We start from the raw sequence: 24,081 nt of genomic DNA on the forward strand, positions 1-24,081 counted from the left end.
GTAGCGCCGGCCGCTGGCCGGCAGTCTGAGCGACATGACGGTACATGTTGAGGAGCCATCCATGCAGCTGACATTCGGCGATGCCGAGGGCCTGGGCAAGCGCAAGCAGACCCGACGCGAGATCTTCCTAGCCGAGATGGAACAGGTGGTCCCCTGGAAGGCGTTGCTGGCCCAGATCGAGCCGCATTACCCGCGCTCGGGCCGCGTGGGTCGGCCGCCGTACTCAATGGAAACGATGCTGCGCATCCACCTGCTGCAGCAGTGGTATGCATTGAGCGACCCTGGCATGGAGGAAGCGCTGCACGAGATCGCCTCAATTCGGTTGTTTGCGCGGCTCAGCGGCCTTGACGCGATTCCGGATGAGACCACGATCCTCAACTTCCGTTGTCTGCTGGAGACGCACGGCCTTGCGGCAAAGATGCTCGAAGCGGTGAACGCGCACCTTGCCCGCAAGGGCCAAAGCCTGCGTGCTGGCACGATCGTAAATGCCACGATCATCAACGCGCCAACTTCCACCAAGAACGCCAACAGGTCGCGCGGCCCGTAAATGTACCAGACCCGCAAGGGCAACCAGTGGTACTTCGGGATGAAGGCGCATATCGGCGTTGACGAATTTTCCGGTCTGGTGCACCACGTGAAGTGCACGGCAGCTAATGTTGGCGATGTCACAGTCACCCACGCGCTGTTGCACGGCAAGGAAGCCGGTGTGTTCGACGATAGCGGCTACAGCGGTGCAGACAAACGTGCTGAACTGTCCGACTGCAAGGCGACGTTTTTCATCGTTGCCAAGCGCTCAAAGGTGAAAGCGATCGGCAACGCACGGGAGCGAAAGCAGGTTGAGCGCTGGGAGAGTTGCAAAGCCAGCATACGCGCCAAGGTCGAACACCCGTTCGGGTGATCAAACGGCAGTTTGGCTACACCAAGGTGCGTTATCGAGGTCTGGCGAAAAACACCGCGCAGGTACTCGCCCTGTTTGCGCTGTCCAACCTGTGGATGGTGCGCCGGCAGTTGCTGCCGACGTAGGGGTTACTCCGTCCCGAGGTGCCAACAATGGCACCTCGGGGGCAGAAAGCAATGGCAATCGCATGCGCCTGATGGGTCCGGACCACTCAGATGCTGGAAATTCAGCACTCCGTGGTGATTGCTCAGAGCATCCCTAGGCGCTGCGACCAACGGCATCCGTCAGCGTGCGTTGTCTGCTGCATTCTCCGGCGCAGGTGCAACACCGGCGTCGCTCGTGGCTTCCCGGCACTTAGAGAAGTTCCGCGCTTGGTCTACAAGCCTAACGAGGGCGTTCCGCCACAAGGCTTAGCATTTCCGATGTCGCTGCAGCACAATCGACCTGGAAGCGGCTGGTTCCGGAAGACGCTTCAAAAATTGCGTACTCAAATTTTGAGAACGTCTTGATAGCATTAGCATACGTGCGCGGTAGAGCGCGAGTTGGTATAACGGGTAAGGAAGCGCTCATGACACGACAAATCACAAAACTCGTAATCGGTGTGGGCATCATGGCTATCACGACGCAAGTCGGGGCCACCAAGTTTCTGATCGATATGCAAGGTGCAGCCGGAAATCGTGTCAACGTCTACGCCAGTGACGCAATTATGGACCACACACCGATCAATGATGAGCTCGCAAATCCTGACTCAAACCGGGTCATTCAGATTGATTTGACGATGGTCTATGAAGCGGTCAACCAACCCCTATGGTTGGAATATCAACTCCAGTTCAAATGCCCCAAGTCGATTCGGCGCAGCCGTGGCGCACCCAAGCACAAGGCTGATTCAACCGGCATATTGGACACGCCGGATTCCGTGGAATTCCGGGTGGCCAGCGGCGCAAAGACAATGAAACAGGATCCGGCGATCATTGATCTCCAGCCCACCGATTGGCAAAGTACGACCAGCTACACGATGCGACAGGCATGGAATGTAGCCTGCAACAGTGCCAGCATTGGCGACGCCAAACAAGCTGCGGCGGTCGATCGTGTGGTTAAGTCCGATACACTTCGAGCGAAACTGGCAGCCATTGGCTTGAATGGACTGGAACTGGTCCCCGCCGGACTGTCGATGAGTTCGCTTGCCGATTTTACCTGGGAAACGCTGTGGTCCGACGTACCGAAGCCCGCGATCAATGGCGGCCGCAAGCTGACGCCAGCAGAATCGGCAGCGCTCAATGCAAAATTGGCCCAAATGCAGCAACAAGTAACCGAAGCGCAGGGGGAGGTGCAGGACAAGCTGGCGACGATGGACGCCAATCTGGATTTTATTCGGACCGCCGCTGAATACCGGGGAAAAAGGCGTTTAACACGCAGTGAATCGCTCCTGATCCAGGTGTGGGTGGGTAAGACTGAGCAAGAGATCGTGGCCGCGAACGGCAATCCAGCTGTCCGTCAGGCCGGGATCGCGCGGACGCTCTCTTATGGGCAGGCCTTTGACAATCGCGTCCTGTGGCAGAATCTCGTGACTGGCGCGACTTACAATGGCGGCGGTTATAAAAGTTGCAACGTCCGCTATGTGCTGATCCCGGACAGCGCCGGGATGCTGAGGGTTGCCGATGTGAATATCTTCGTTCAGACAAGTGGCGACACAAGTGGGATAGGGCGCGCCTGCACCGACATCTTGAACGTGCCAAACGGCTGAAATCATGGTCTATTTTCGAGCCGCGCTCATGCAAGCCGAAAGCTGGCGATACGCCAGCTGCAACTGGACAACTTTTGACCGGAACACCTCTTTCCCCTGAAGCTGGACGGCGAGCTCATTACTGTCCGGCTTTTCCTGCACCGATTTCTGCACGTCGATGGTCAGCAACAACGCCCCACTGCTCTGGCCAGGCATGCTCACATGGGCGGCCTGAACATTCTGCGTAGGGTGGTTGGTAGATGACAACGTGATCGGAGCGATCTCGGTCTTTGTCACCGGGGGGATTTTCTCGCTTATGAGCCAAAGACTGCCATTACCCTTTCTCGCCATCCCAGCGTCGGCGGGACCGCGAAGCGACAAGGTGGAATCTGGCGTGATGAAATTAACCGAGCAGTGGTAACCGGTGTTGACGGGTTCGCGTACCAGCACCCAATTGCCCTCAACCCCTTTGAAGAAGGATTCGCTGAACATCGGCTTATCCGGATCCGCGCCCCCAAGCAACTCAGGGGCGATTTGAGCAAGGCAGGGGCTAGTCCATGCCATGGTGACTACTAAGCCGATCAGCCAATTCTTCATCTAAAATCGTTCTCCATTCGTTGGTCCGGACATACGGTTTCGTGCAATTCTTGTCGTGACCCTATGCAAGCGGCTACGTGCCATAGCTTAGCCTTCCAGGATGGCAGTGGGGGTTCTACCCCGTTTTCACGGACACTTACAGGAAGGTGGATTCAGGCCGTGATGAGTATTCATGTCAAAGCATAGTAAGTTCAGTGCCGAGTTCAAGCGCGGTGCGGTTGAGCAACGGTTCCGAGCGTGCAGCTTCCAGCATCCGGAGCCATTCCTGCGCTTGGCAGGCGGTGAGCGATAGCCAGGGCAAATCTTCCGGGAGCAGCTCGCGACCTTCCGGAAGTGATCAGGCGATCACCGAGGAAATAGAACCGGCCCGAGGGCCGGTCAGATCTATACGATGGTGCGGGTCGAACTCAATCATGCCGCGATCTCATCCTTGGCCGGGGTCTGAGGGCACAGGCAAGAGCCGAGCCAGAGGCCAACTGATGGATGGTGCGCCGGCAATTGCTGCCGGCCCGGAGGTAATGCTGCCTGGCGGCAGCTAAAACCGTTAGAAAGTTGCAGACATCGCACCAAACGCGGCATGTTGCTCGTCACTGACATGCAAGAAGCTGGAATTTGAGAGGTTTGGTGGGTCGTTCAGACCTTCCCTAGGAGAATTGTTACTGCACAACGATCCGATTGGCTAACTTCTACGAAATTTCTGCACAGCTACTTCGAGTCACCTCAGGAAATTGCGGCAACAGCACATCTGCATGTGGGCCTGCTGACCAAGGCCTAAGCTTTGTTCGTCCGCAATCGGTAAGTCAATGCCCCTCAGTTAGAAACACCCGCTGCGGCGGCGGATGCATCAAAAATTGCTGGTGCGAAATATTCCATGCATAAGCGCCGGCCAGCGGAAACGCCAGGCAGTCGCCCGGGGCCAGTGCGGTGACGGGTTGGTTGCGCGCCAGGACGTCCTTGGGCGTGCAGAGCTGGCCGACCAAGGTCACTGGGGTGTCGCTGATGACCGGCGCGAGCGTCCCGCGCAGCACGCGGAAGGGGTGGTCGTGCGCCTGTGCGGCCGGTGTGCGGAAGTGATGGGTGCCGCCGCGGGCGATCGCGAACCAATCGCCGTGGCTGCGTTTGAGGTCCAGGACCTCCATCAAATACCAGCCGCAGCTGGCGCTGACGTAGCGGCCCGGCTCCAGTCGCAAGCGCAGCGCGCTGCCGTGTTCGTGCAGCAACGCGGGCAGCCCGGCGCAGAAACCGGCCCAGTCGAAGGAGGACTCCGGCGCCAGATAATCCACGCCGAAGCCGCCGCCTGCATTGACCCGCAACGGCCCGAGCGCATAGGTCTGCCGCCATTGCTGCACGGTGCGCAAGTACGCAGCAACCAGATGCAGTTGCGCGCCGGCATCGCGTTGATGCGACATCAGATGGAAATGAAAGCCCTCCAGTCGCAGCGACGGACTGACACTTAGTAGCTGCATGGCGGCGTCCAGATCCTGCGGGTCCAGGCCGAATGGCGAGGGTTGCCCGCCCATCATCAACCGCGTGCTATGTGCGCCGGGCACGGCGATGTTCATGCGCAGAAACACCGGGACGCAGCGGCCAGCGTGTGCCGCAATCGCAGCCAGCCGTTGCAGCTCGCCGATGCTTTCCACGTGCACGGTGCAGTCGGGCAGGGCAGCGGCCTGGGCCAGCTCGCTGTCGAGTTTCCCCGGCCCGCCAAACAGCAGCGCTGCCTGCGGTTGCTGCGCATGCAGCCAGGCCAGTTCGCCGCCGGAGGCGGCTTCAAAGCCATCCACGTGCGGCGCCAGCGTCTGCAGAATCTGCGGCTCTGCATTGGCTTTTGCGGCATAGAACAGCTCGCACTGCGCCGGCAGCTGCGCGCGCATCCAGGCCGCATGCGCGTGCAGTGCGGCCAGATCGTAGAGATACGCGCAGAGCGGGCCATCGCTGCTCGCCCGTAGCTGCGGTAGCGCGTGGATCACTGCGGCGGTGTCGATGTGCAGGCTCACGCGGCCACCTGCCGTGCGGTGGCGATGTGTGCAATCGGGTTGGGTAATGGGGTGTAGTCGGACTGACGATCGGCCCGTTGCAGCAGGCGCGTGCCGAGATTGTTCTTGCCCGGCAGCGAGGCGCCGTCAATCAGGCCTTGCAGCTCGGGTCGCGCGCCGTAGCGTTGTTGCCAGCGTGCGGCGAGCTCGCCCACGCACTGCCACAGCCGCACTTCCAGCACGCCATCGCCTTCGGTCAGATGGAAGATGGCTTCCGCCAGATTGTTCACCAGCGCGCAATAGGCAACGCGGTTCCAGCCTTGTTCCGGCGTGTAATACAGCGATTGCCGCGCACGTTCGCCCACACCCTGCAAGCGGCTTTCCGGCCAAAGGTGAGCCAACAGCTTGGTGCCTTCCAGATCGCGAATCCACACGCGCGTCGGCCAGCCCTCGGCAAAGCCGATCACGGTGTTCTGCAGATGCGGTTCCAGCGCGATGCCATGCTGGAACAGCGCGCTCCACACGCCATCCAGCAACAGGCCTGCATAGGCGCGGAACCACAGCAGCGTGGCGGCGTGGCGGTCCATCTGTGCGCTGCTCAGCGCCTGCAAACGCTGGGCACACACGCTGTTGCCCTGCGCATCACAAGTAAACAGGGCGGCGGCCACCTGCGGCTGCCAACGTGCGCGTTGCGCAGCAGGAATGGTCTTGCGATACAGGATGCCGAAGCTTTCGGACAACGCACGTGCGGCTTGCGGGTCGGCATCGTGCAGGGCGCGGTCGATCTGCGCGACATCCAGCGACGTGGCGGCAGGCTCCAGCATCACGTCGAAGCCCGGTACCTGCGCCGCCAGTGCCTGCCAGCTGGGCGCCAGCAGGTCGGTCAGCGCGACCGCACTTTCCAGCTCGTACCACGCATTCTTGCGGACGCAATTGGTCAGCCGCACATGCACCGAGCACTTGAGAAAGTAATCCAGCTGCGGGTGATACAGCGTCCGCACCGACGAGGTGGGCCGTAGTACGTCGCCGCGCAGGCCGACCGGCGTGATCCAACCGCGCGCTTGCAAGGTGCGCAGTAACGGGTCGTCGAGCAGGCGTTGCGCCTCCCACGGATGGCAGGGGTAGAGGTCGTCGCTGCCGGACAGCTGCCTCAGGCTGGCGCGCACGTCCTTGCCTTGCACGCGCAGCAGGCGTGGGTCGATACGGAACCAGAACAACTGAAATGCCGCACGCGCTTCCGGTGCACAGGCGAGCACGTGGTCAAGCGCCACGCCTTCGCGGCTTTTCGGTGTGGGATGCAGCGCGTGGCCCCACAGCATCGATTGCTCGGCATCGATCATCGCATCGCCGGTAGGTGCGGTGCGGTGTGCCTGGCGCAACATCGCCGCGGTGATCGCCACGCTGTTGGCGCTTTGCGCAAGCAGCTCCGGATTGACCGCCTGCGTGCTGCCCAGCGATTGCAGCAGGCAGCGCGCCAACGCGTGCGCGTCGAGCGCGTGCCAGGGTTGGCCGGCACTTTTGAGAAACGGCGTGGACGCGAAGCGGCAGCGGCCCAAACGGTCTGCGTAGGCAATGCGCACGCACACCGCGCCGCTATCGCCAAGGTCGATGCGCAGCCAACGTTGCTCGGCCATGCGCGGCCCAGGGCGATCCAGCCCGCGGTAATCGAAATCGGCTGCGCGTTGCGGGATGGCGAACTCGCGCAGGTAGCAGTTCAACCAGCAACTGCAGGCCTGTGCATCGGCCATGCTGTCGTACCAGGGGTCATGCATCGTGTGCAGCGACATCGGCAGTTCTCCTTGAAGGAAAGCGCACCGCAACGGTGAGCGCAGCGCCAGCCGCAGCAACGGCGGCGGCCAGGAAAGGAAGTGCGGGGCCGGCGGCCTGGGCCAGCGCACCGGCTGCGGCGCCAGCGGCCACGCCGGCCCACTTGCCGCAGGCATCGAAACGGCCGAACAGGCGGCCAGCGCGCTGGCCGCTGGCGACCAGCGCCAGGCTGCGATTGAGCCCGCGCAGCCCGAACAACATGCCGACGCCGAACAGCAGCCGCGCCACCGCCAGCGCGACGGCGTCGTGCAACAGCGCCTGCCACAGGCAGGCCAGCGCAAACAGCAGCAGCCCCGGGATCAGCCATGCCTCGCCATCGCCGCGCCGCCACCACGGCAACACCACCAGATAGACCAGATGCGGCAGGCTGTAGAGCAGGCCGGCAAGCGCGTCGTGACCGGCACCGCGTGCAAGCGCATAGGGAATGAAATAGGGAAACGTCACCACCATCGCGAAGCAGAACAGAAACTGCGCGAGCAACAAGGCCGGCCACAACGATGCTGTGGCGGCCAACGGGCGTGTTGCAGGTTCGGTAGCTGATGACGTCGTCGCAGATGCACGTGGACGGGCGGTGGGCTGATCCGCCGGCAACCGCCAGGTCAATGCAAAGGCAAGCAATGGCAGCAACGCGAGCGCGCGGTAGAGCGACTGCGCCGGACCCAAGGCGAGGGCCAGCCCCAGCAACGCCGGTGCGCTGACCATCGCCAGTCGCGCCGAATACTGCGTCCAGTCCAGTGCGCGCGCCAAGGGGCCGGCCTGCGGTTGGCTGGCCAGATACGCATTGGCTGCCGCCAGCGAGCCGCCGCAGGTGCCTTGCACGATCAGGCCGATCACCAGCCAGCTCAGCGAGGGTGCGAAGCCGGCAATCGCAAAGCCCAATGCCAGCCCCAGTTGCGCGCGCAGCAACGAACGTTTGCGTCCATAGCGGTCCGCCAGTCGCCCCCAGGTACTCGCCGTCAACGCAGTGCACAAGGTGGGCAACACATACAGCACGCCGCTCCAGCCCACCGCCGCGGTGGGCGCCAGTTCGGCCAGAACCTGCGGCAGAAACAGTGGCATGCCCAGGGCGGTGAAGGCCGCCAGATAGTGGGCGGCCAGCACCGGGGCGAGGATGCGTTTCATCGCTGACCACCGGCATGGCGACGCGGCTGCGGCTGTGTGTGCGCAAACGCGTTGCCGAACGGATTGGGCGCGCTGTTACCGTAGAACTTGTTGATATCGGTCGCACCGGTGAGCTGCTTGCTGAGCAGGCTGCCGGCACTGAGCAGGTACTTCACCGGCAACCGTGGCGCGGCCAGCAGGCGCCGCGCGGGCGCGGTGTCGATGCCATCGGCATCCAGCGTTGCCAGCGTCTGCGCAACCTGGTCCTGCAGTTGCGCAGCCAGCGGCGCGCGCAAGGCCGGCTGCCAGTCGGCTAGACCCTCGAGGACCGCCTGCAGATCCAGTTGCAGCACGATGGTGCAGAACATCTGCGCCAGCGCGTGTGTCTCGTCCACCGCGATCCGTGCGTCCTGCAGCGCGCCCAGGGTCTCGATGTCCGGCAGCTGCGCGCGCAATTGCGGCATGGCGATCCGCGCGGCGTCGTTGTCCTTCATCAACAGGCGCGTGGGCTGGCCGTGCGCATAAACCAGCACGCTGTTCTGTTGATTGGCTTCCAGCGCTATGCCGTAGCGCAGCCACAGCCGCAGATGCACCGCAAGCAACAGTTCGGTGTACTCGCGCCACCAGGCCTGCACATCGCCATGCGCAAACCGGTCGGCCAGATGCAGCGCCAGCGGCCGGCCGTCGGGCATCGGTGCGCATAGCGCGGCCACCGGGACCAGCGTGGTGGCGTCCAGCGGCGGATAACGCCGCACCAGATAGGCCAGATGCCGGGTGTCGCCGACATGCCCGCCATGCGACTCGTCCACGAACACGCAACGTCCCTGCAATGCGGGGTCGTGCGCGTCGATACGGCGTAGCGCGCGCTCCAGCCAGTGCCCGTCGTATAGCGTGGAAGGTTTGATCAGGCGCAGATTCAATGCGCCCAGCGTGCGCATCGGGATCGGCAGCTTGAGATGCAGATGCGGATGCTGCAGCGGCACCAGCGTGCGCACCGACAGGGTGGGGCGCACTTCCAGCCAGGCCTGCGGTGCGCGCAACGTCCCGGGTGGAAGCGCGAAGCCCGGCTGCTCCAGACGCTCCCAGACCAGCGGATGCACCGGCCAGGCGATGTGCGTCGCGGCGAGCGCGGGCGGCAGGCCCAGGGTGGCGAAGTCCGGCCATAACGCCTCTGGCGGCGCGCTGGTGCAACTGGCTAATGCACGCGGAATCGCCAGCCAGCGCAGCGCGAAGGTGGGCGCAAATTCCGGTGCGTAGTGGCGCAGTTCGTCTGCGTCCAGGCCGGCCTTGGCGCGTGCGGTGGGGTAGAACGGATGATCGCGGTAGCTGGCCAGCTGGTCGCAGCGGTACGCGCGTTCGGCGGCGTCGTCATGCTGCAGCGCCTCGGCCAATGCCGGCGCCTGCGCGACATAGGCCTGTTGCGCAAGACCACGGTGCGCTGCGGCGCACTCGGCTTCGTCGGCATAGGCACGATGCAGCTCCTGAGTCTGCACATCCAGCTCGGCGCTCATGCGTTGCAGCCACGCACGCGCGCCCTGTTCGACATACGCAGCGTCGGAACCCTGCACGATCCAGCGATCGCCGCAGGCGCTGATGTCCTGCAGCACGCCGTGGCGATGGATCGGCAACCACAGCGTGCCGTTGGGCAGATGCGCGATGCGCCACCAGCCGTCCACCGGGCTGGGGTCGGTCCACGCGGCCAACACGCTTGCGTCGGGCGTGGCTGGCGTGCCACGGCTGACGATCGCGCGCAGGTCCTCGCGCAGGCAGGCATCGATGATGCGGGTGGCGATGTAGCGTTGGTCGGCGGTGCTGCTCATGCGTGCACCTGTGCGTTATCGATGCGCCAGTGCAGGCCCGCCTCGGCATGCACCACGGCCTGTTGCAACGCCTGTGCATCGCTGGCCACGGCGCTCAACACGCCCAGGTAATCCTTGTTGGAATGGCTCAGCTGGATGCGTTCGCCCGGTGCACGCATGCGCCGGTACTGCACGTCGCTGTGCGCATCGTGATGACGGCGGTCTTCGCTGGCGGTGACCAGCTCGCCGTCGCGCTCGGCCACGTAATAGCGCAGCAAGGCATGCGCGCGGTCGCTGCGCAGCTGCGGCAACGGTTGGCCCAGATGCGGCGCCAGCGCAGCGTTGAACCATTGCCCGCCGAACATGCCGTCGAGCAGAAACTCGCGGCGGTCGCCGATGCTGCGGTAGTTGATCTCCACCAGCACCGGGCCATCGGCGGTGAGGATGAATTCGCTATGGCACAGCCCAAATCCGACGCCGAAGGCGCGCAGCTGCTGCAGTGCCTGCGCAATCACCGGGGTCTGTACATGCGCATCCCACTGCGCTTCGCATTCGACAAAATGCGGCGGTGGCGACAGCCGCACCTTGAAGCCGCCGATGGCGTGCAGCGTGTGCCCATCGCCCAGCGTTTCCAGGGTGAACAACGGTCCGTGCAACATGCCTTCCAGCAACACGGTGCGCTGCGGGTGGCGCTGCCACAGGTCGTCCAGATAGCTTTGCAATTGCGCAGCATCGGCGCAGTGGCGTACATCCAGGCTGGCCACGCCTTCGCGCGGCTTGGCCACCACCGGCCAGGGGATATCCGTTGGCACTGCGGCGCCCGACGTCAGCGTGCAGAACCACGGGCAGGGCAGGCCGCGTGCACGCAGGCGTTGCCGCATCGCCGCCTTGTTCTTGGCGGCGTAACACACCTGCCAGTCCTTGCCCGGCAGCCCAAAGCCGGCTGCCACAAGCGCAGTGCTGGTCTGCAGATGATCGCTGTTGCTGAAGACCGCGCGCGGCGCAATGCCGGCGTCATGCAGAACATCCAGCACGCCCAGCGGATTGAAGACATCGCATTCGATCACCCGCTGCGGCGCCTGCGCAGGATGATCGCGGAAATAGGCCAGGTGATCGAGGCGATGGTCGGTCAGCAACCACACCGGGACGCCTTGCGCGTGCGCGGCCGGCAAAAAGCCGTCGGTGATGGCCGGGTGGCAGACATGGGTGAGGATCACCAACGGTGCAGCGGATGTCGCAGTCATGGCAGTTCTCGTTCGACAGGGCGGTGGGAAAACCGGTACTGAAACGGGCTGCCTGGCGCCATGATCGGCGTTGGGTGGCCTGCGATGCATCGATCGCAATGCCGCGTGCTGCGGCGCTGATGCGTGCTTCGTGCACGCCGTGTTTCGGGCGGCGGCTACAGCGGGATCGCCGTTGCCGTCGTGGGCGACCGATGCCCCTGTACATCGGTCGTGTGGTGCTGCTGCTCCGTGCAGCGTGACGCTGATAAAACGGTGCAACCCTCGATCAGGTGCGCGTGGCGGCGATGAACAATTACGCGAGTAGCACTTGCTGGTTGCTACCGCCTACCGCGCACACCGCGGTTAGAACGTGTACTCCAGACCTGCAGTGAACGTGCGTGCGGGTGCGGCCTGACGGCCCCATGGGCTGGTGTCCACGCCGCGGAACCAGTACTGCCGGTCGAACAGATTGTTGATCGCCAGCGACGCGCTGAATTTTTGTCCATCGCGTTCGAACAACGTATGGCTCACCTGCGTGTTCCAGACCATGTAGGCGGGCAACTGGCCCACCGAGGCGATGGCGTTCTCCTGCACGGTGTTGGCCGCATCGCTGAAGGCCTTGCTGAAGTAGTAGCCGGAGAGCGCGACAGTGGTATGACCGAGCGCGTAGTTGCCGCCCAGGGTGATCTGGTTGCGCGAGGTGTAGGGCACGCGGAAACCGCGGAACGCCCCCGATTCCTGGCTGGCATCCAGATACGCGTAGCCTGCGTTGAGGGTGAGCGCACGCAGCTGTTCCGGGCTCCATTGCAGCTCCACCTCGCCACCTTGATGGCGGGTCTTGCCCAGATTGCGGAACACGCGGGTGGTGTTGTCCAGCTGGATCTGTTGATCGAAGTCGATCAGGTAGCCACCGACCTGGATGCGGGTACGGTCATTGGGTTGATAGCGTGTGCCGGCTTCGTAATTCCATGCCAGCTCGGCATCCAGATTGTTGCCGAAGATGATCTGGGTGACCTGCGGCGCGCGCATCGAGCGCTGTCCGTCCGCATAGAAGAACCACTGCGCGTTGGCCTGGAAGCCGACCGTCAGGCCGGGCAGCACGTCGCGCGTCTGGTTGAGCGTGCTCACCCCGGTGGTGCGGTTGAAATAGCGCGAATCCAGGCGCTCGTAGCGCAATCCGGGCGTGATGGTGATGCGCTCGTCCGGCAGCGTGATCGCATTGCTGACATAGGCGGCCAACGCACGGTCTTCGAACTGCCAATCGCGCACGCTGGTGAACAGGCCATCGCGCAAGCGTAGGTTGCCAACCAGGAAATCGATGTCCTCGCGTACCGCGCGCACGCCGGCGGTCCACTGCTGACGCACGCCGCCGGCCTCGCCCATGCTCCAGTTCAGCCGTGGCTCGCTGCCCACCACGCGGAAGTCGCGTGGTGCGGTCTGGCGCAGTTGCGGCGGCAGGTCTGAGCGCCAGGTTTCGGTGGCGGCCTGACGCATGCCGACGATGAAATTGCGGCTGCTGCGCGCGCTGAAATTGGTCCAGGACAACCGAACATCCTTCATCGGCCCCCAATCGCCCAAGAGTTGCTCATAGCTCAACGATGCACGCGTGGTGCGCCCGTTGAAGCTATCCAGCGGGCGCGTGGACTGGCGCGGGTCGCGCCGATAATCGTCCGGGCTGAGCGCACCGGCCAGATCCATGTCCACCAGATACCGCTGCACGCTGGCCTTAATCAACTTGGTGTCGTCCAGCCACCACTCCGCACGCACGCGCAGATTGCTGATGTCGGTATCGCTATGCGCACGCCAATATTCGCCCCAGGTGCGATTGGCATCGACCTGCATACCGAAATTGTCGGTGAGATAGCCGCCGCTGCTCAGCGCGCTGTCCTGCAGAAACTGGCCCTGGCCACCGGCAGTGACCTTATGCGCCAGCGTGGTGCTCCACTCGCTGGGAATCTCCTTGCTGACCAGATTGATCACCCCGCCCACATTGTTCGGCCCGTACTGCACGGCCGCGCCGCCGCGCACGATGTCGATGCGATCGATCTGATTCAGACCCACCGGAAACAACGACAAGCTGGTCTGCCCATACGGCGCCAGCGCCAGCGGGATGCCGTCTTCGAGTACCTGCACGCGGCCGCTGCGGCTTTCGTACAGGCCGCGCAACATGATCTGCGGCAGTGCGCCGGTGCCGGTTTCGTCGAAGATCTTGATGCCCGGCACACGTTGCAGCGCATCGTCGAGCGAACGATTGCCGCCAGTGCGCAGCTGCTCGCGGTCGATCACCTGGCGGCTGCCCGCGTAACGTTGCACGTCATCCGGCTTCGAACGGCCGAGCAGGCTGCCCTGCACCTGGATCGCATCCAGTGCGCGGATCGGTGTCTGACCATCGACGACAGTGGCTTCATTGGCAGCCGGCGCATCAGTGGCAAGCGCCAGCTGCGGCAGACCGCAGCAGGCCGCGGCGATGGCGAGGGTCAAGGTGTGCAAACGGATCGGCGACATCTACGGCGTGCTCCTGCAAGCGGGTAGGGAGGCGGGCGCGTCGAAGGTGGCCAGATGGCCGCGCAGCGCGCGTTGAATCAGGGCGCGATCTTCGCCGGCGAGCAGCCAGCGCAGATCCGGTTGTTGCAGCCAGTGCGCGCGTTGCGCATCAGTGCGTGGATTGGGGCAAAACGGCACATCGGCGGCGCGGCAGTGCGCGTGCAGCTGCAGCAGCAAGTCCCACACCTGTGCATGCGTTGGCTGCGGTCCCAGGCCCAGGTCCAGTGCAAGATCGAGCGCGCCTTCCATCACCAGGGCTACGCCGGGCACAGCGAGAATCTCGGCAAGCGCGGCAACGCCGGCGGCGCTTTCGATCATCGGCACGATGCGGATATCGCGGTTGGCCTTGGCGATATACGTGGGCAGATCGACGTTGCCGAAGCCGGTGACGCGGCCGCCGGTGATCCCGCGCCGGCCCAGCGGCGGGAACCGCGCCGCGGCGACGGCGCGCGCCATCTGCTGCGCCGATTCGGCACGCGGCACCACGATGCCGCGCGCGCCGGCATCCAGCACCCGGCCGATCAGTTTTTCGTCCACCTCCGGCACCCGCACCCACGCCTCGCAGCCGGACAGCTCACAGGCGCGGATCGCGTGTTCCAGCTCGTCCGGCGCGCGCAACACGTGCTCCAGATCCAGCACCACAAACCCATAGCCAATGCGGCCCAGCAGCTCGCACAGCTGCACGCTGGGCAATGCATTCAGAACGCCAACCGCATACGCCATGGAAGAGGCTGCCAAGGAAACGGGCGCTCATCCTGCTCTTGATGGGAATGATTATCAAGTGTGTTGGATGGTTACTTTTCGTGACTAGGACACTTGCGCTCGTTGCCATTGTCCCTGGGCTCCACGATGCAGGGAGGCTGAAGATCAGCGTTTCTGGCAGCGGTTGAACCCAAACAGATGCGCTCTATTCGTTGGATAGTGTTGCATCGCCATACACGAGTGGCAGCATGATTTAACTGTAGCAATTGGTTTGAGTGTTGCGAGCTCTAAGCCTATCGCCATAGATTTTGCGTTTTCCAGTCAAACGTCACGTGGATGAATGCATTCCGGGTGTTGGAGGTATAACGCGTGTGTAATTGATGCCGAAAAGACCTAAGGAAAGACGTAATAGTTAGTGAATCTTGCACGCTTCATGGAAGCGGCGTAGGCTCCTGCGAAAGGATGCTGATTGGCGAAAACACCATGTGTCGCAACTACGCCCTATTGCTTTGCGTATCCCTCGCCATGACATTGGGCGCTTGCGGTTTAAAGGAGACGAGCATGCAGTCACAGGATAAGCAGGTGAGTGACGCTGACGGCGATCCTGTTTACCGGAAGAATCCGCATCCCAAGCAGGCTTATCAAATTAGGATGACCATCGAGGGTGCGCCAGGACCATTCGCCGCGGTGTCAGGAACTGCATTTTATCAGATGAATAACCATCTGCAATGCACGCCCGTGGAGCCAGTTGCAGGCGTATGGAGTAAATCCAAGGGTGATGGGATTCCACTAAATTTCAAAAAAATAAATGAAAATGAATACGTTTCGATTGTATTTTTTGATGGAATGATTGATGCTGATTATTATGGAAAAGGAATCTGTCGCTTTGAATTAAATGGTGTTGGGATTACCTTAAAAGCGACGGAAAGCAAAGAAGATACGCGGTTTCAGCCTGGGCTCTTCAAGAGCGAAATTGGAGATGGTAGATCAAAGGTCACCTATTTCTGGTCTGGTGGGTATCCGAGAGACAATTTGGATGGCTTCCCAGATCAAGGTGAGCCTGATCCTGCTCGCTTCAAGGAAGATCTTCGTAATGATTTATTCAAGGTGACTTTACTTCTAAGAAAAGAGGAACTTTGATAATGACTTTGACAGCTCAGCAAGCGGCTGCTATTGCCAGCGATGTATATGATAAGCCGCGAGAAACAGGTAGTGATAGTGAGCCTGTTGCAATCGGTGGTGTTCTTTACAAGCGATTGGAGTACGTGGACAAACCCTCGGGGTATCAGGGGATGATCTATCAGCGGATGGATAATAAAGAGATGGTCGTCGCCCACCGCGGTACAGAATTTGACCGTCAACCATTACAGGACGGTCTCTACGCCGACGGGGGGATGGTCTCCACGCGTCATAACGCTCAGGTTTCCGATGCAGTCGAGCTCACCCAATACGCGATCGCGTTGGCAGAGCATCAGTCAAAGCGTGACGGACACAAGCCGGAAGTCACCGTCACCGGCCATTCTTTAGGCGGCGACCTCGCCCAGGTCACCGCGCATCACTTCGGCCTCAAGGGCCAGACCTTCGACGCCTACGGTGCGGTCAGTCTGGATCGGCGGATTCCGGAAGGTGGCAACGATATTATCAATCACGTCATGGCCGGCGATGCGGTCAGCGCTGCCAGCCGGCACTACGGGCGGGTCGAGATCTATGCCACGCCGAATGAAATCGCTACGCTGAAAAAGTCCGATTACGCCAACGACAACAGTGTGCTGGACGCGCGCGATCCCTTGTCTGCTGCAGTCAGGTTGGGCGAGTCGCACCGCATGCACAACTTCCTTCCGGTCGATGGCGCTGGCAAACCAGATCGCTCCGTGCTGGAAGACCCGACAACACAGCAGCTGGCACGGCAATACGCGCCGATGATCGCAAAGTATCGCGATGACATAGAAGCGCTGCGCTCAGGGGTGACGTTGTATTCGCGAGGCGCGCCGGGCCTTGTTCGCGATGGAGTTGACCACCTGCGTGGTCCGGTGGAGCCGGGTGTTGGGCGCCTGGAAATGGAAGCGCCGAGCTGGCAGCAGCAGATGCAGCAGTTCCAGCAGGACCGCGAGCGCAGCCATGCACCGCAGGCATGGCAGGTTCCGCTGAGGGAAGACGTGCAAGTTGATCGAGCGCTAGCACCGCAGGGGGGCGGATCTCCATCGGTGCGGGAAGATCCAGGCGCGTTCCTTGATCGCATGTTGGCTGCTGCACAAAGCGGTGACCGCGACCAGTTCCGGCAGATGACCCAGGTATTGGCCAGCGAGCCGCCAGGCCGTGCGCTACGCGCCGAAGCCGTCGAGGCGGTGAACCAGCACGAACAGCAGGCCGCGCAGCAAGCGATGCAGGCGCAGCGGCAGCAGGCAGAGACACAACAGCAGGAAACGATGCGCGTCGGCGCGCGCAGCCTGTAGTCGTCATCAGGAGAAAGGCAGGACGCACGATGAACGCACAAGATCCGCTTGCGCTGGTTAGCAAGGCAGCCTCGCTCATGGAGCAGTTCGAGCGCCGATGCATCGAATTGGAACAGCAGCAGAACCGCCTCGCGCAACAGCTGGAGCAAGTTGCACAGTCGCTGCCTGGCGTGATGACCCGTTCGACGGAACAGACGCTGCAGCGTGTGCCCGATACATTGATTCGGAGCATGCAGCAAGGAATGGAGCAACCCGTCGCCGGTTTCGAGAAGCGGCTGCAGCAGGCTGGTAACTTGATCGGCGAAGGCGCGCACTCCTTGTCCGATCAACTTAAGCGCATCGAGCGCGGGCAGCGCGTGTTGTTGTGGAAGGGTGCGGCCGTCGTTATCGGGAGTCTGCTGCTCTTACTGGCTGGTGGCGCATGGTTGCTGACCCAGTATCGCGATGAGATTCGTGACAATCAGTTGCGTGCCGAATTACTGCGCGCCTACAACGCCGCCGATGTCACCCTATGTGAGGGCAGGCTCTGCGCCAATGTAGAGACAAAGGGCGCAACCTATGGCGACCGACGACAATATCGGCCAGTGAGGCCACGCTGATATTCTGCGTCACTCACCAGTTCACCGGCCGCACCGCTCATCCTGCAAATTCGGCGGATGCAGCGAGCGCAGGTCTGTCAGACATCTACTCCTGCAGTGGGCCGGCGCAGCGGCTGGAGTTTCGGTCGGGGTAGTTGCCGCAGGAATCTAGCGCCCGGTGCGCATCGCACCGGTGGTACTGCGGCGCGATGTCTACGTTTGCCCAATGGCTTTATCTGCAGTGTCGTCGGCTTCGCCGCCAGGCGGCGATTACGACGCCGGCACGTTCAACGCACGGTACGGTGGCGTGGACATCACCATTTCGGCCAGCGAGTAGGCCAGTTCGCGTTCGGCCAGCACTGCGCCGTCGGCGCCGTGTTCGAGCAGATGCTTGACCTCGGCATCGCTATGCGCGCGCGCCAGCAAGGTCAACGACGGGTTGATCGCGCGCAGCTTGGCCAGCGCTTCGCCGGCTTCCAGCGGTTGCGGGATCGCCAGAATCGCGATTTTTGCGTTCTCCGGGCGCGCTTCGGCCAGGACCCGGTCTGCTGCTGCGCTGCCACGGATGCCGGGGATACCGGCCGCATGCGCCTTGGCCACATGGTCGCCGTTGTCGTCGATCACCAGTACCGGCACGCCACGGCTGCGCAGCAGCTGCGCCAGCGCGCTGCCCACGCGGCCATAGCCGATGACAATGGCATGCCCGTCGGCCGGCAATGGCGGGCCGGGCGGCAGTTCCGGCTCTACCGTGGCTGGTGCGTCCTGTGCCTGTTTGGCCTGCCAACGGTCCAGCCACGAGAATAGGAACGGGTTGGCCACGATCGACAACAACGCGCCGGCCAGGATCAGATCGCGCCCGGTCTCCGGCAGGATCGCCAGTTGCACGCCGAGCCCGGCCAGGATGAAAGAAAACTCGCCGATCTGCGCCAGGCTGGTGGAAATGGTCAGTGCTGTGCCGGTGGGATGGCCGAACGCGCGCACGATCACAAACGCCGCCAGCGACTTGCCCACGGTGATGGTCAGGAAGGTAGCCAGCACCTGCCACGGGTGCGCGATCAGAATCATCGGGTCGAACAACATGCCTACCGACACGAAGAACAGCACCGCAAACGCGTCGCGTAACGGCAGCGAGTCGCTGGCGGCCTTATGGCTGAGCTCGGATTCCTTGAGCAGCATGCCGGCGAAGAACGCGCCCAGCGCAAACGACACGCCGAACAACGTGGCCGACACGAACGCCACTCCCAGCGCGATACCGAGCACGGCCAGAGTAAACAGCTCGCGCGAGCCGGTCGCAGCCACTTTTTCCAGCGACCACGGAATCACCCGCCGGCCGATCACCAGCATCGCGGCGACAAACGCCACCATCTTGAGCAAGGTCAGTCCGAGCGCGGCCAGCAGCGAGCTGGACGCGCCGTCGTGCGCAGCTGGCGTACCGGTCCCGAGCGCATCCGCCAGCGCCGGCAACAACACCAGGGCCAGCACCATCACCAGGTCTTCGACGATCAGCCAGCCCACCGCGATGCGGCCGCGCTGGGTGTCCAGCAGGCGGCGTTCTTCCAGCGCGCGCAACAGCACCACGGTACTGGCCACCGACAGCGCCAGGCCGAACACCAGGCCATGAATCAACGGCCAGCCCATGCTCCAGGCCAGCGCCCAGCCGAGCAGCGTGGCCACCACGATCTGCGCCAGCGCACCGGGCACCGCGATCCACTTCACTTCCATCAGGTCTTCGAGCGAGAAGTGCAGGCCCACCCCGAACATCAGCAACATCACACCCAGCTCGGACAGCTGGTTGGCCATGGTCTGATCGGCCACGAATCCCGGTGTAAACGGCCCAACGCAGACGCCAGCCAACAAGTAGCCGACCAGCGGCGAGAGCTTCATCTTCTGCGCGAGCGTGCCCAGGATGAAGGCGACCGCGAGGCCGACGGCGATGATGTCGATGAGGCTGGTGTCGTGGTGCATTCCAATCCGTTGTGAGAGTGTCCGAAGTGATGAAACGGCGTGACCAGCCAAACGAACTGCGCCGGGCAGCGCCTGCGGGCATCGCGAATGAAGTGCTGGAATCCGGCGCGGGGGACCAGAGCCGCAGAGCGGTCCGGTTGGCCGGACGCTCATAGTACACAGCGCATGATTAACGCGATGCGACACGTAGCGCATGCGGCCGCGAGGGGCGATCCGTTGGTGACGGTGATGCGGGTCGCTCGAACCGATGCCAGCACTGCCAACCGACGGACCGCTGCGGCCGCGGCGTCGCCGGACAGCACATCAATCGATAGCACATTCATCGACACCGGCCACCATCGACAGCGCACTGCGACTGTGCCGCAGCGCTGAATAGCGTCGTGACGACGCGCCGCGTAACCATGGCCGATTGCACGTCCCCAGGTGACCGGCACAGGCAGTGGTTTGCGTGTGCACGCCATCGCTGGCCCTCGGCTGCAACAGGCGCGATTGATCGCTACGCGGCTACGCGCGTGCCTCGCAATGCGCAACGCGTGCGACGTTGCGCATGCAACGCGGCAATCGTGGAGACGGTCGCGCGCTGTCATCGATGCGCACGCGCGATGAGGCAACGGCGCCGCCGCACAGGGTTTGAAGTTTGACGACACGGCTTCGCGCCTGTGTCAGGCAGATGCGCAACGACGGCTGACAATCCAGGCGTCGCTTCGCGCAAGCGGTCTGCACTCCCTCCCCATGCCACGCCTCAATCGCTTCCCCCGCGATCAGGCTTCACGAGCCCAGGTCATGCATCTCAGCGACTTCGCAACAGAACAGTTTCGTCAGGACCCGTATCCGACCTATGCACGCCTGCGCGCCGAAGGGCCGCTGGTGGGGGTGGCAGAACGCCGCCTGATGACCGGCCACTACGCGGTGGTCGACAGCCTGCTCAGCGACCGACGCGTCGGCCGCGATTATCTGCAGAGTATCCGTCTGCGCTATGGCGAGGCCGCCGTTGAGATGCCGCTGTTTCAGGGCATGAGCCGCATGTTCTTGATGGTCAATCCACCGGTGCACACGCGTCTGCGCGGGCTGATGACCCAGGCATTCAATGCGCGGCAGATGGAGTCGATGCGTCAGGTGGCCAGCGATACCGCTGCGGCGTTGATTGCCGGCTTTCGCGCACAGGGCCAGTGCGATGTGTTGCGCGACTTCGCGTTTCCGCTGCCCATCAGCATCATCTGCCGCATGCTCGACATCGATCCTGCCGACGCCATCACGGTCGGGCAGGCCACCAGCGCACTGGCCAAGGTGTTCGACCCGTTGATGACGCCCAAAGAGCTGGAAGCCACCAGCGCGGCGTATCTGCAGTTGGAAAGCTACTTTCATGCGGTGATCGAAGCGCGTCGAAGCAGCGATGGCGACGATCTGATCTCACGCTTCATTCGTGCAGAGGATCAGGGTCACCGGCTGAGCAGCGACGAGATCGTCTCCAATGTGATCCTGCTATTTTTCGCCGGCCACGAAACCACGTCCAACATGATCTGCAATGCACTGGTCGCCCTGCATCGGCATCCCGAGCAGTTGGCGCTGCTGCAGCAGAACCCGGCCTTGCTGCCCAATGCTGTACTCGAATGCCTGCGTTACGACAGCTCGGTACAGATGGCCACGCGCACGGTATTGCAGGACTTCGAGATCGCTGGGAGCGCGTTGCGCGAAGGTGAGATGGTGTATCTGATGCTGGGCGCGGCCAATCACGACCCGGTGCAATTCAGCGACCCGCAGGTGCTGGATATCCGCCGACAGCAAGGGCGTGCGCTGTCGTTCGGCGGCGGTATTCACCACTGCCTGGGCAACCGGCTGGCCTTGATCGAAATGGAGGCAGCGCTTGCTGCACTGCTGGAGCAGTTGCCGGCGTTGCGCCTGGAGCAACCTGAGACGCTGACATGGAATGACCGCGCCAATCTGCGCGGCGTGGATGCCTTGCCGGCGTCGTGGTGAGGCAACGCGTGCTGCCTTGCACGAGCCACGCGTTGGGAACTGGCACACGCGTGGATGCGATGACAGCGACAGGCATCGCCAAGCGATCGGCGATGCCTGTGCCACGCCCGCGCTGATCGCGGTCTGCGATCAGCGCGGGCGCTAAACAGCCAATACACGTCCCCAATCAGAACCGATAGGTGACCCGGCCATACCAGTAGCGGCCGTTGAAGCCGAACGGCGACAGCGACGAATACTGCAGGCCGCCGGCACGGTCGTCGTAGGCGGTGGTGAGCTGCGCCTTGGTCGGGTACTGGTTGGTGATGTTGTCCGCACCCACGGTGAAGGTGAACGCGTCCCAGGTCTGGCTGGCGGCCAGATTCAGCAGCCAGCGCGCGTCATAGGTCTGGTCCTGGCTGCCATCGGCCGGGTCGCTGATGCGCTTGATCGATCCGTAGCGGGTAGCGTTGAAGTTCAGCGCGAATCCGCCGATCGACCAGTCCGCGGCGGCCATGTACTTGGTGCGCGGCGTGGCATCGGTGAGCAGGCCCTGGCTGGCGCGGCCGAAGTTGGGGTTGGACAGCTCCAGGATGGTGGTCTTGTTGTAGTTGGCGCTGGCGCTGAGATTGAGCTTGCCGTAGTTGCCCAGATCGGCGAGGTAGCTGTTGATCCAGTCCACACCGCGGGTGCGGCTGGTGGCGCCGTTGACGAAGAACTGCACCGCCGCCACCTGGCCGATCGGCTGCGCAAGCTGCAGCTGATCCGAATACAGGATCTGGTCCCAGATGCGGATCTGGTAGACGTCCAGGCTGGAGGTGAAGTTGGCGGTGGGCTGCCACACGCCGCCCAGGCCGTAGTTGGTGGATTTTTCCGGGCTCAGCGGGCGGGCGCCCAAAGCGACAGCCACCGGGTCGGAGGTGCGATAGGTACCGACCTGCACCAGCTCGCCGTTCTGGATCAGCGTGACCACCGAAGCGTAGTTCTGTTGCGCCAGCGACGGGGCGCGGAAGCCGTTGGAGATGGTGCCGCGCAACGAGAACGTATCGCTGAAGGCGTAGCGCGCCGACAGCTTGCCCGAGCGCGTGGAGCCGGCGTCGCTGTAGTTTTCGAAGCGCCCGGCAATGCCGCCGGAGAGCTTGTCGGTGATGTCCGCTTCCAGGTTGGCGTAGACCGCATTGCTATGACGACCGAAGCGGCCGGCTACCGAGGGCTCCAGACCGGAGAACACCTGCGCGCCACCGGGGTAGGGCGCGCCGGTGTCGGGATTGATGGTGTTGGGATCGAAGAAGTACGAAGCCGGCGAGCCAGCGGTGATCTCATAGCGGTCCTGACGGTGCTCGGCACCGAAGGCCACATTGACCGGATACGCCAGGCCCCAGTCGAAGGACTTGTTGACGTCGACATTGACCGTGCCCTGCTCGGTTTCGAAGCCGCCGGAGTTGAAGTTGGTCGGCGAGGCGCCGGTGGTGTAGTACAGATTGGTGTTGATGCTGTTGAGGATGTTGAAGGTCATGTCGTTCTTGCCGTAGGTGGCCGACACGTCCCAATTCCATTCGTTCTCGGTGCTGCCCTTCAGGCCCAACACGGCCGAGCGGTCGTTGGTGGGGTTGTAGATCTGCGGCAGAAAGCCGTTGGGATAGATCGCCTGCACATTACGCGCGGTGTTGTCGGCGGCGCGGTAATAGCCGTTGGAAGTGACTTCGCGACGGCTCATGCTCAGATGGCCGTACAGCTCCACATTGGGCGAGAACTCATAACCGAATGCGGCCAGGCCCTGATAGAAGTTGGACGCCGGGTCGCCATGGCGTTGATACGGCACACCGCCAGGATTGGGCGTCCCCGGCACGGTTGTGGCGCGGTTGGTGTTTTCGCCGCGATTGGTGCTCATGGTGTTCTGGTAGTTCCACGACAGCCGCACCCAGCCCGGCGCGGTGTCGCCGCCGCTGCCGCCGAAGGCCAGGCCCACCGAACCGTCGATGCCGTTCTGCTCGCCATCGCCCTTGTCCATGATGCCGCCGTTGACCGAGATGCTGTTGCTGCCCGCAGCGGCGCCGTGTTTGAGCACGATGTTGACCACGCCGGCGATGGCATCGGAGCCGTATTGCGCCGATGCGCCATCGCGCAGCACTTCGATCCGCGCAATCGCCGACATCGGCAGCGAGTTCAGATCGGCCGGCGCCGAGCCGCGACCGACATACGGGTTGTAGTTGATCAGCGAAGAGGTGTGATAACGCTTGCCATCGACCAGCACCAGCACCGCATCCGGCGACAGCCCGCGCAGGGTGGCCGGGCGCGAGGCGTCATTGCCATCGGAGATCGCCGGGCGCGGGAAGTTCAGCGACGGCAGCAGTTTGCCCAGCGCCGTGGCGATGTCGGTGGCGCCGGTGGCCTGCAGCGATTGCTCGGTGATGATGTCGATGGGCGATTCGGATTCGGCCACGGTGCGGTCGCTGACGCGGGTACCGGTGACGATCAGAGTGTCCAGGGTTTTCTGCGGCGGGGTCGATTGCGACTGCGCACTGGCAGCGAACGAACAGACGGTGAGTGCGACTGAAATCGCCAGCGAGAGTGCGTTGGAGGTGTGCATGGGAATCAAGGCTCAAAGGGGATGAAGGACGCAGCGGTGAAGTGCGTGTAACCGGGAGAAAACAACTGCGTGGGGTGATCGGGCATGCACGCTGGGTCTTTGCAGATGCAAAGCGGCAGGCGCGGCAATACCGGCGATCTGCAACGCGCCAT

15 protein-coding genes and 2 pseudogenes are annotated in these 24,081 nt (G+C 63.0%); 7 read left to right on the forward strand and 10 right to left on the reverse strand.

Annotated elements, in window-relative coordinates:
• Positions 1–61 precede the first annotated feature (61 nt).
• A pseudogene (locus RQH86_RS09760) lies at positions 62–1,023 on the forward strand (IS5 family transposase).
• Positions 1,024–1,505: 482 nt separating this feature from the next.
• Positions 1,506–2,642 (forward strand): hypothetical protein, encoded by a 1,137-nt coding sequence (locus RQH86_RS09765; protein ID WP_311239626.1) that lies wholly within the window; start codon positions 1,506–1,508, stop codon positions 2,640–2,642.
• Positions 2,643–2,651: 9 nt separating this feature from the next.
• On the opposite strand, the gene RQH86_RS09770 is transcribed toward RQH86_RS09765, so the two are convergent.
• Positions 2,652–3,218: a hypothetical protein gene (locus RQH86_RS09770; protein WP_055848994.1), complete on the reverse strand. Its 567-nt coding sequence runs from the start codon at positions 3,216–3,218 to the stop codon at positions 2,652–2,654.
• Positions 3,219–3,689: 471 nt separating this feature from the next.
• On the opposite strand from RQH86_RS09770, the pseudogene RQH86_RS09775 reads away from it, so the two are divergent.
• Positions 3,690–3,812 (forward strand): annotated as a pseudogene (locus RQH86_RS09775) (IS5/IS1182 family transposase); the annotation flags it as partial.
• Between the two features lie 206 nt (positions 3,813–4,018).
• On the opposite strand, the gene RQH86_RS09780 reads toward RQH86_RS09775, so the two are convergent.
• The 7 genes from RQH86_RS09780 to RQH86_RS09810 all read right to left on the reverse strand — a co-directional run bounded on the left by RQH86_RS09780 (position 4,019) and on the right by RQH86_RS09810 (position 14,411).
• Positions 4,019–5,215 carry a type III PLP-dependent enzyme gene (locus tag RQH86_RS09780; RefSeq protein ID WP_311239613.1) on the reverse strand — a complete coding sequence of 399 codons (1,197 nt, stop codon included), beginning with the start codon at positions 5,213–5,215 and terminating at the stop codon, positions 4,019–4,021.
• On the reverse strand, positions 5,212–6,981 hold the full coding sequence (locus RQH86_RS09785; RefSeq protein ID WP_311239614.1) for an IucA/IucC family protein: 1,770 nt from the start codon (positions 6,979–6,981) through the stop codon (positions 5,212–5,214). The genes RQH86_RS09780 and RQH86_RS09785 overlap by 4 nt, the downstream gene beginning before the upstream one ends.
• Complete coding sequence (locus tag RQH86_RS09790; RefSeq protein ID WP_311239615.1) at positions 6,959–8,143, reverse strand: MFS transporter; 1,185 nt, start codon at positions 8,141–8,143, stop codon at positions 6,959–6,961. Before RQH86_RS09790 ends, RQH86_RS09785 begins: the two co-directional genes overlap by 23 nt.
• A complete protein-coding gene (locus tag RQH86_RS09795; RefSeq protein WP_311239616.1) occupies positions 8,140–9,942 on the reverse strand; it encodes an IucA/IucC family protein in 1,803 nt (600 codons plus the stop codon). Before RQH86_RS09795 ends, RQH86_RS09790 begins: the two co-directional genes overlap by 4 nt.
• Positions 9,939–11,165, reverse strand: coding sequence for a siderophore biosynthesis protein PvsA (locus RQH86_RS09800; protein WP_161963128.1), 1,227 nt, complete (start codon positions 11,163–11,165; stop codon positions 9,939–9,941). The genes RQH86_RS09795 and RQH86_RS09800 overlap by 4 nt, the downstream gene beginning before the upstream one ends.
• A gap of 342 nt (positions 11,166–11,507) precedes the next feature.
• Positions 11,508–13,649: a TonB-dependent siderophore receptor gene (locus tag RQH86_RS09805; RefSeq protein ID WP_311239617.1), complete on the reverse strand. Its 2,142-nt coding sequence runs from the start codon at positions 13,647–13,649 to the stop codon at positions 11,508–11,510.
• The gene (locus RQH86_RS09810; protein WP_311239627.1) at positions 13,650–14,411 is read right to left on the reverse strand and encodes an aldolase/citrate lyase family protein; all 762 of its coding nucleotides are present in this window, start codon (positions 14,409–14,411) and stop codon (positions 13,650–13,652) included.
• A 540-nt stretch (positions 14,412–14,951) separates the two neighbouring features.
• Here RQH86_RS09810 and RQH86_RS09815 point away from each other — a divergent pair.
• From RQH86_RS09815 to RQH86_RS09825, 3 genes are read left to right on the forward strand one after another with little or no spacing between them, the layout of a single operon-like run.
• Positions 14,952–15,530: a hypothetical protein gene (locus RQH86_RS09815; protein WP_311239618.1), complete on the forward strand. Its 579-nt coding sequence runs from the start codon at positions 14,952–14,954 to the stop codon at positions 15,528–15,530.
• A 2-nt stretch (positions 15,531–15,532) separates the two neighbouring features.
• Complete coding sequence (locus RQH86_RS09820) at positions 15,533–16,843, forward strand: DUF6792 domain-containing protein (RefSeq protein WP_311239619.1); 1,311 nt, start codon at positions 15,533–15,535, stop codon at positions 16,841–16,843.
• 29 nt (positions 16,844–16,872) lie between these two features.
• Positions 16,873–17,442, forward strand: coding sequence for a relaxation protein (locus tag RQH86_RS09825; RefSeq protein ID WP_311239620.1), 570 nt, complete (start codon positions 16,873–16,875; stop codon positions 17,440–17,442).
• 249 nt (positions 17,443–17,691) lie between these two features.
• Here RQH86_RS09825 and ybaL read toward each other — a convergent pair whose 3' ends face one another.
• A complete protein-coding gene (gene ybaL, locus RQH86_RS09830; protein ID WP_311239621.1) occupies positions 17,692–19,386 on the reverse strand; it encodes a YbaL family putative K(+) efflux transporter in 1,695 nt (564 codons plus the stop codon).
• A gap of 783 nt (positions 19,387–20,169) precedes the next feature.
• On the opposite strand from ybaL, the gene RQH86_RS09835 reads away from it, so the two are divergent.
• Complete coding sequence (locus RQH86_RS09835; protein ID WP_311239622.1) at positions 20,170–21,363, forward strand: cytochrome P450; 1,194 nt, start codon at positions 20,170–20,172, stop codon at positions 21,361–21,363.
• A 166-nt stretch (positions 21,364–21,529) separates the two neighbouring features.
• On the opposite strand, the gene RQH86_RS09840 is transcribed toward RQH86_RS09835, so the two are convergent.
• A complete protein-coding gene (locus RQH86_RS09840; RefSeq protein WP_055849028.1) occupies positions 21,530–23,929 on the reverse strand; it encodes a TonB-dependent receptor in 2,400 nt (799 codons plus the stop codon).
• Positions 23,930–24,081: the final 152 nt, after the last annotated feature.

The sequence above is a fragment of the Xanthomonas sp. WCS2018Noco2-27 genome (assembly GCF_031843525.1).
Lineage (GTDB): Bacteria > Pseudomonadota > Gammaproteobacteria > Xanthomonadales > Xanthomonadaceae > Xanthomonas.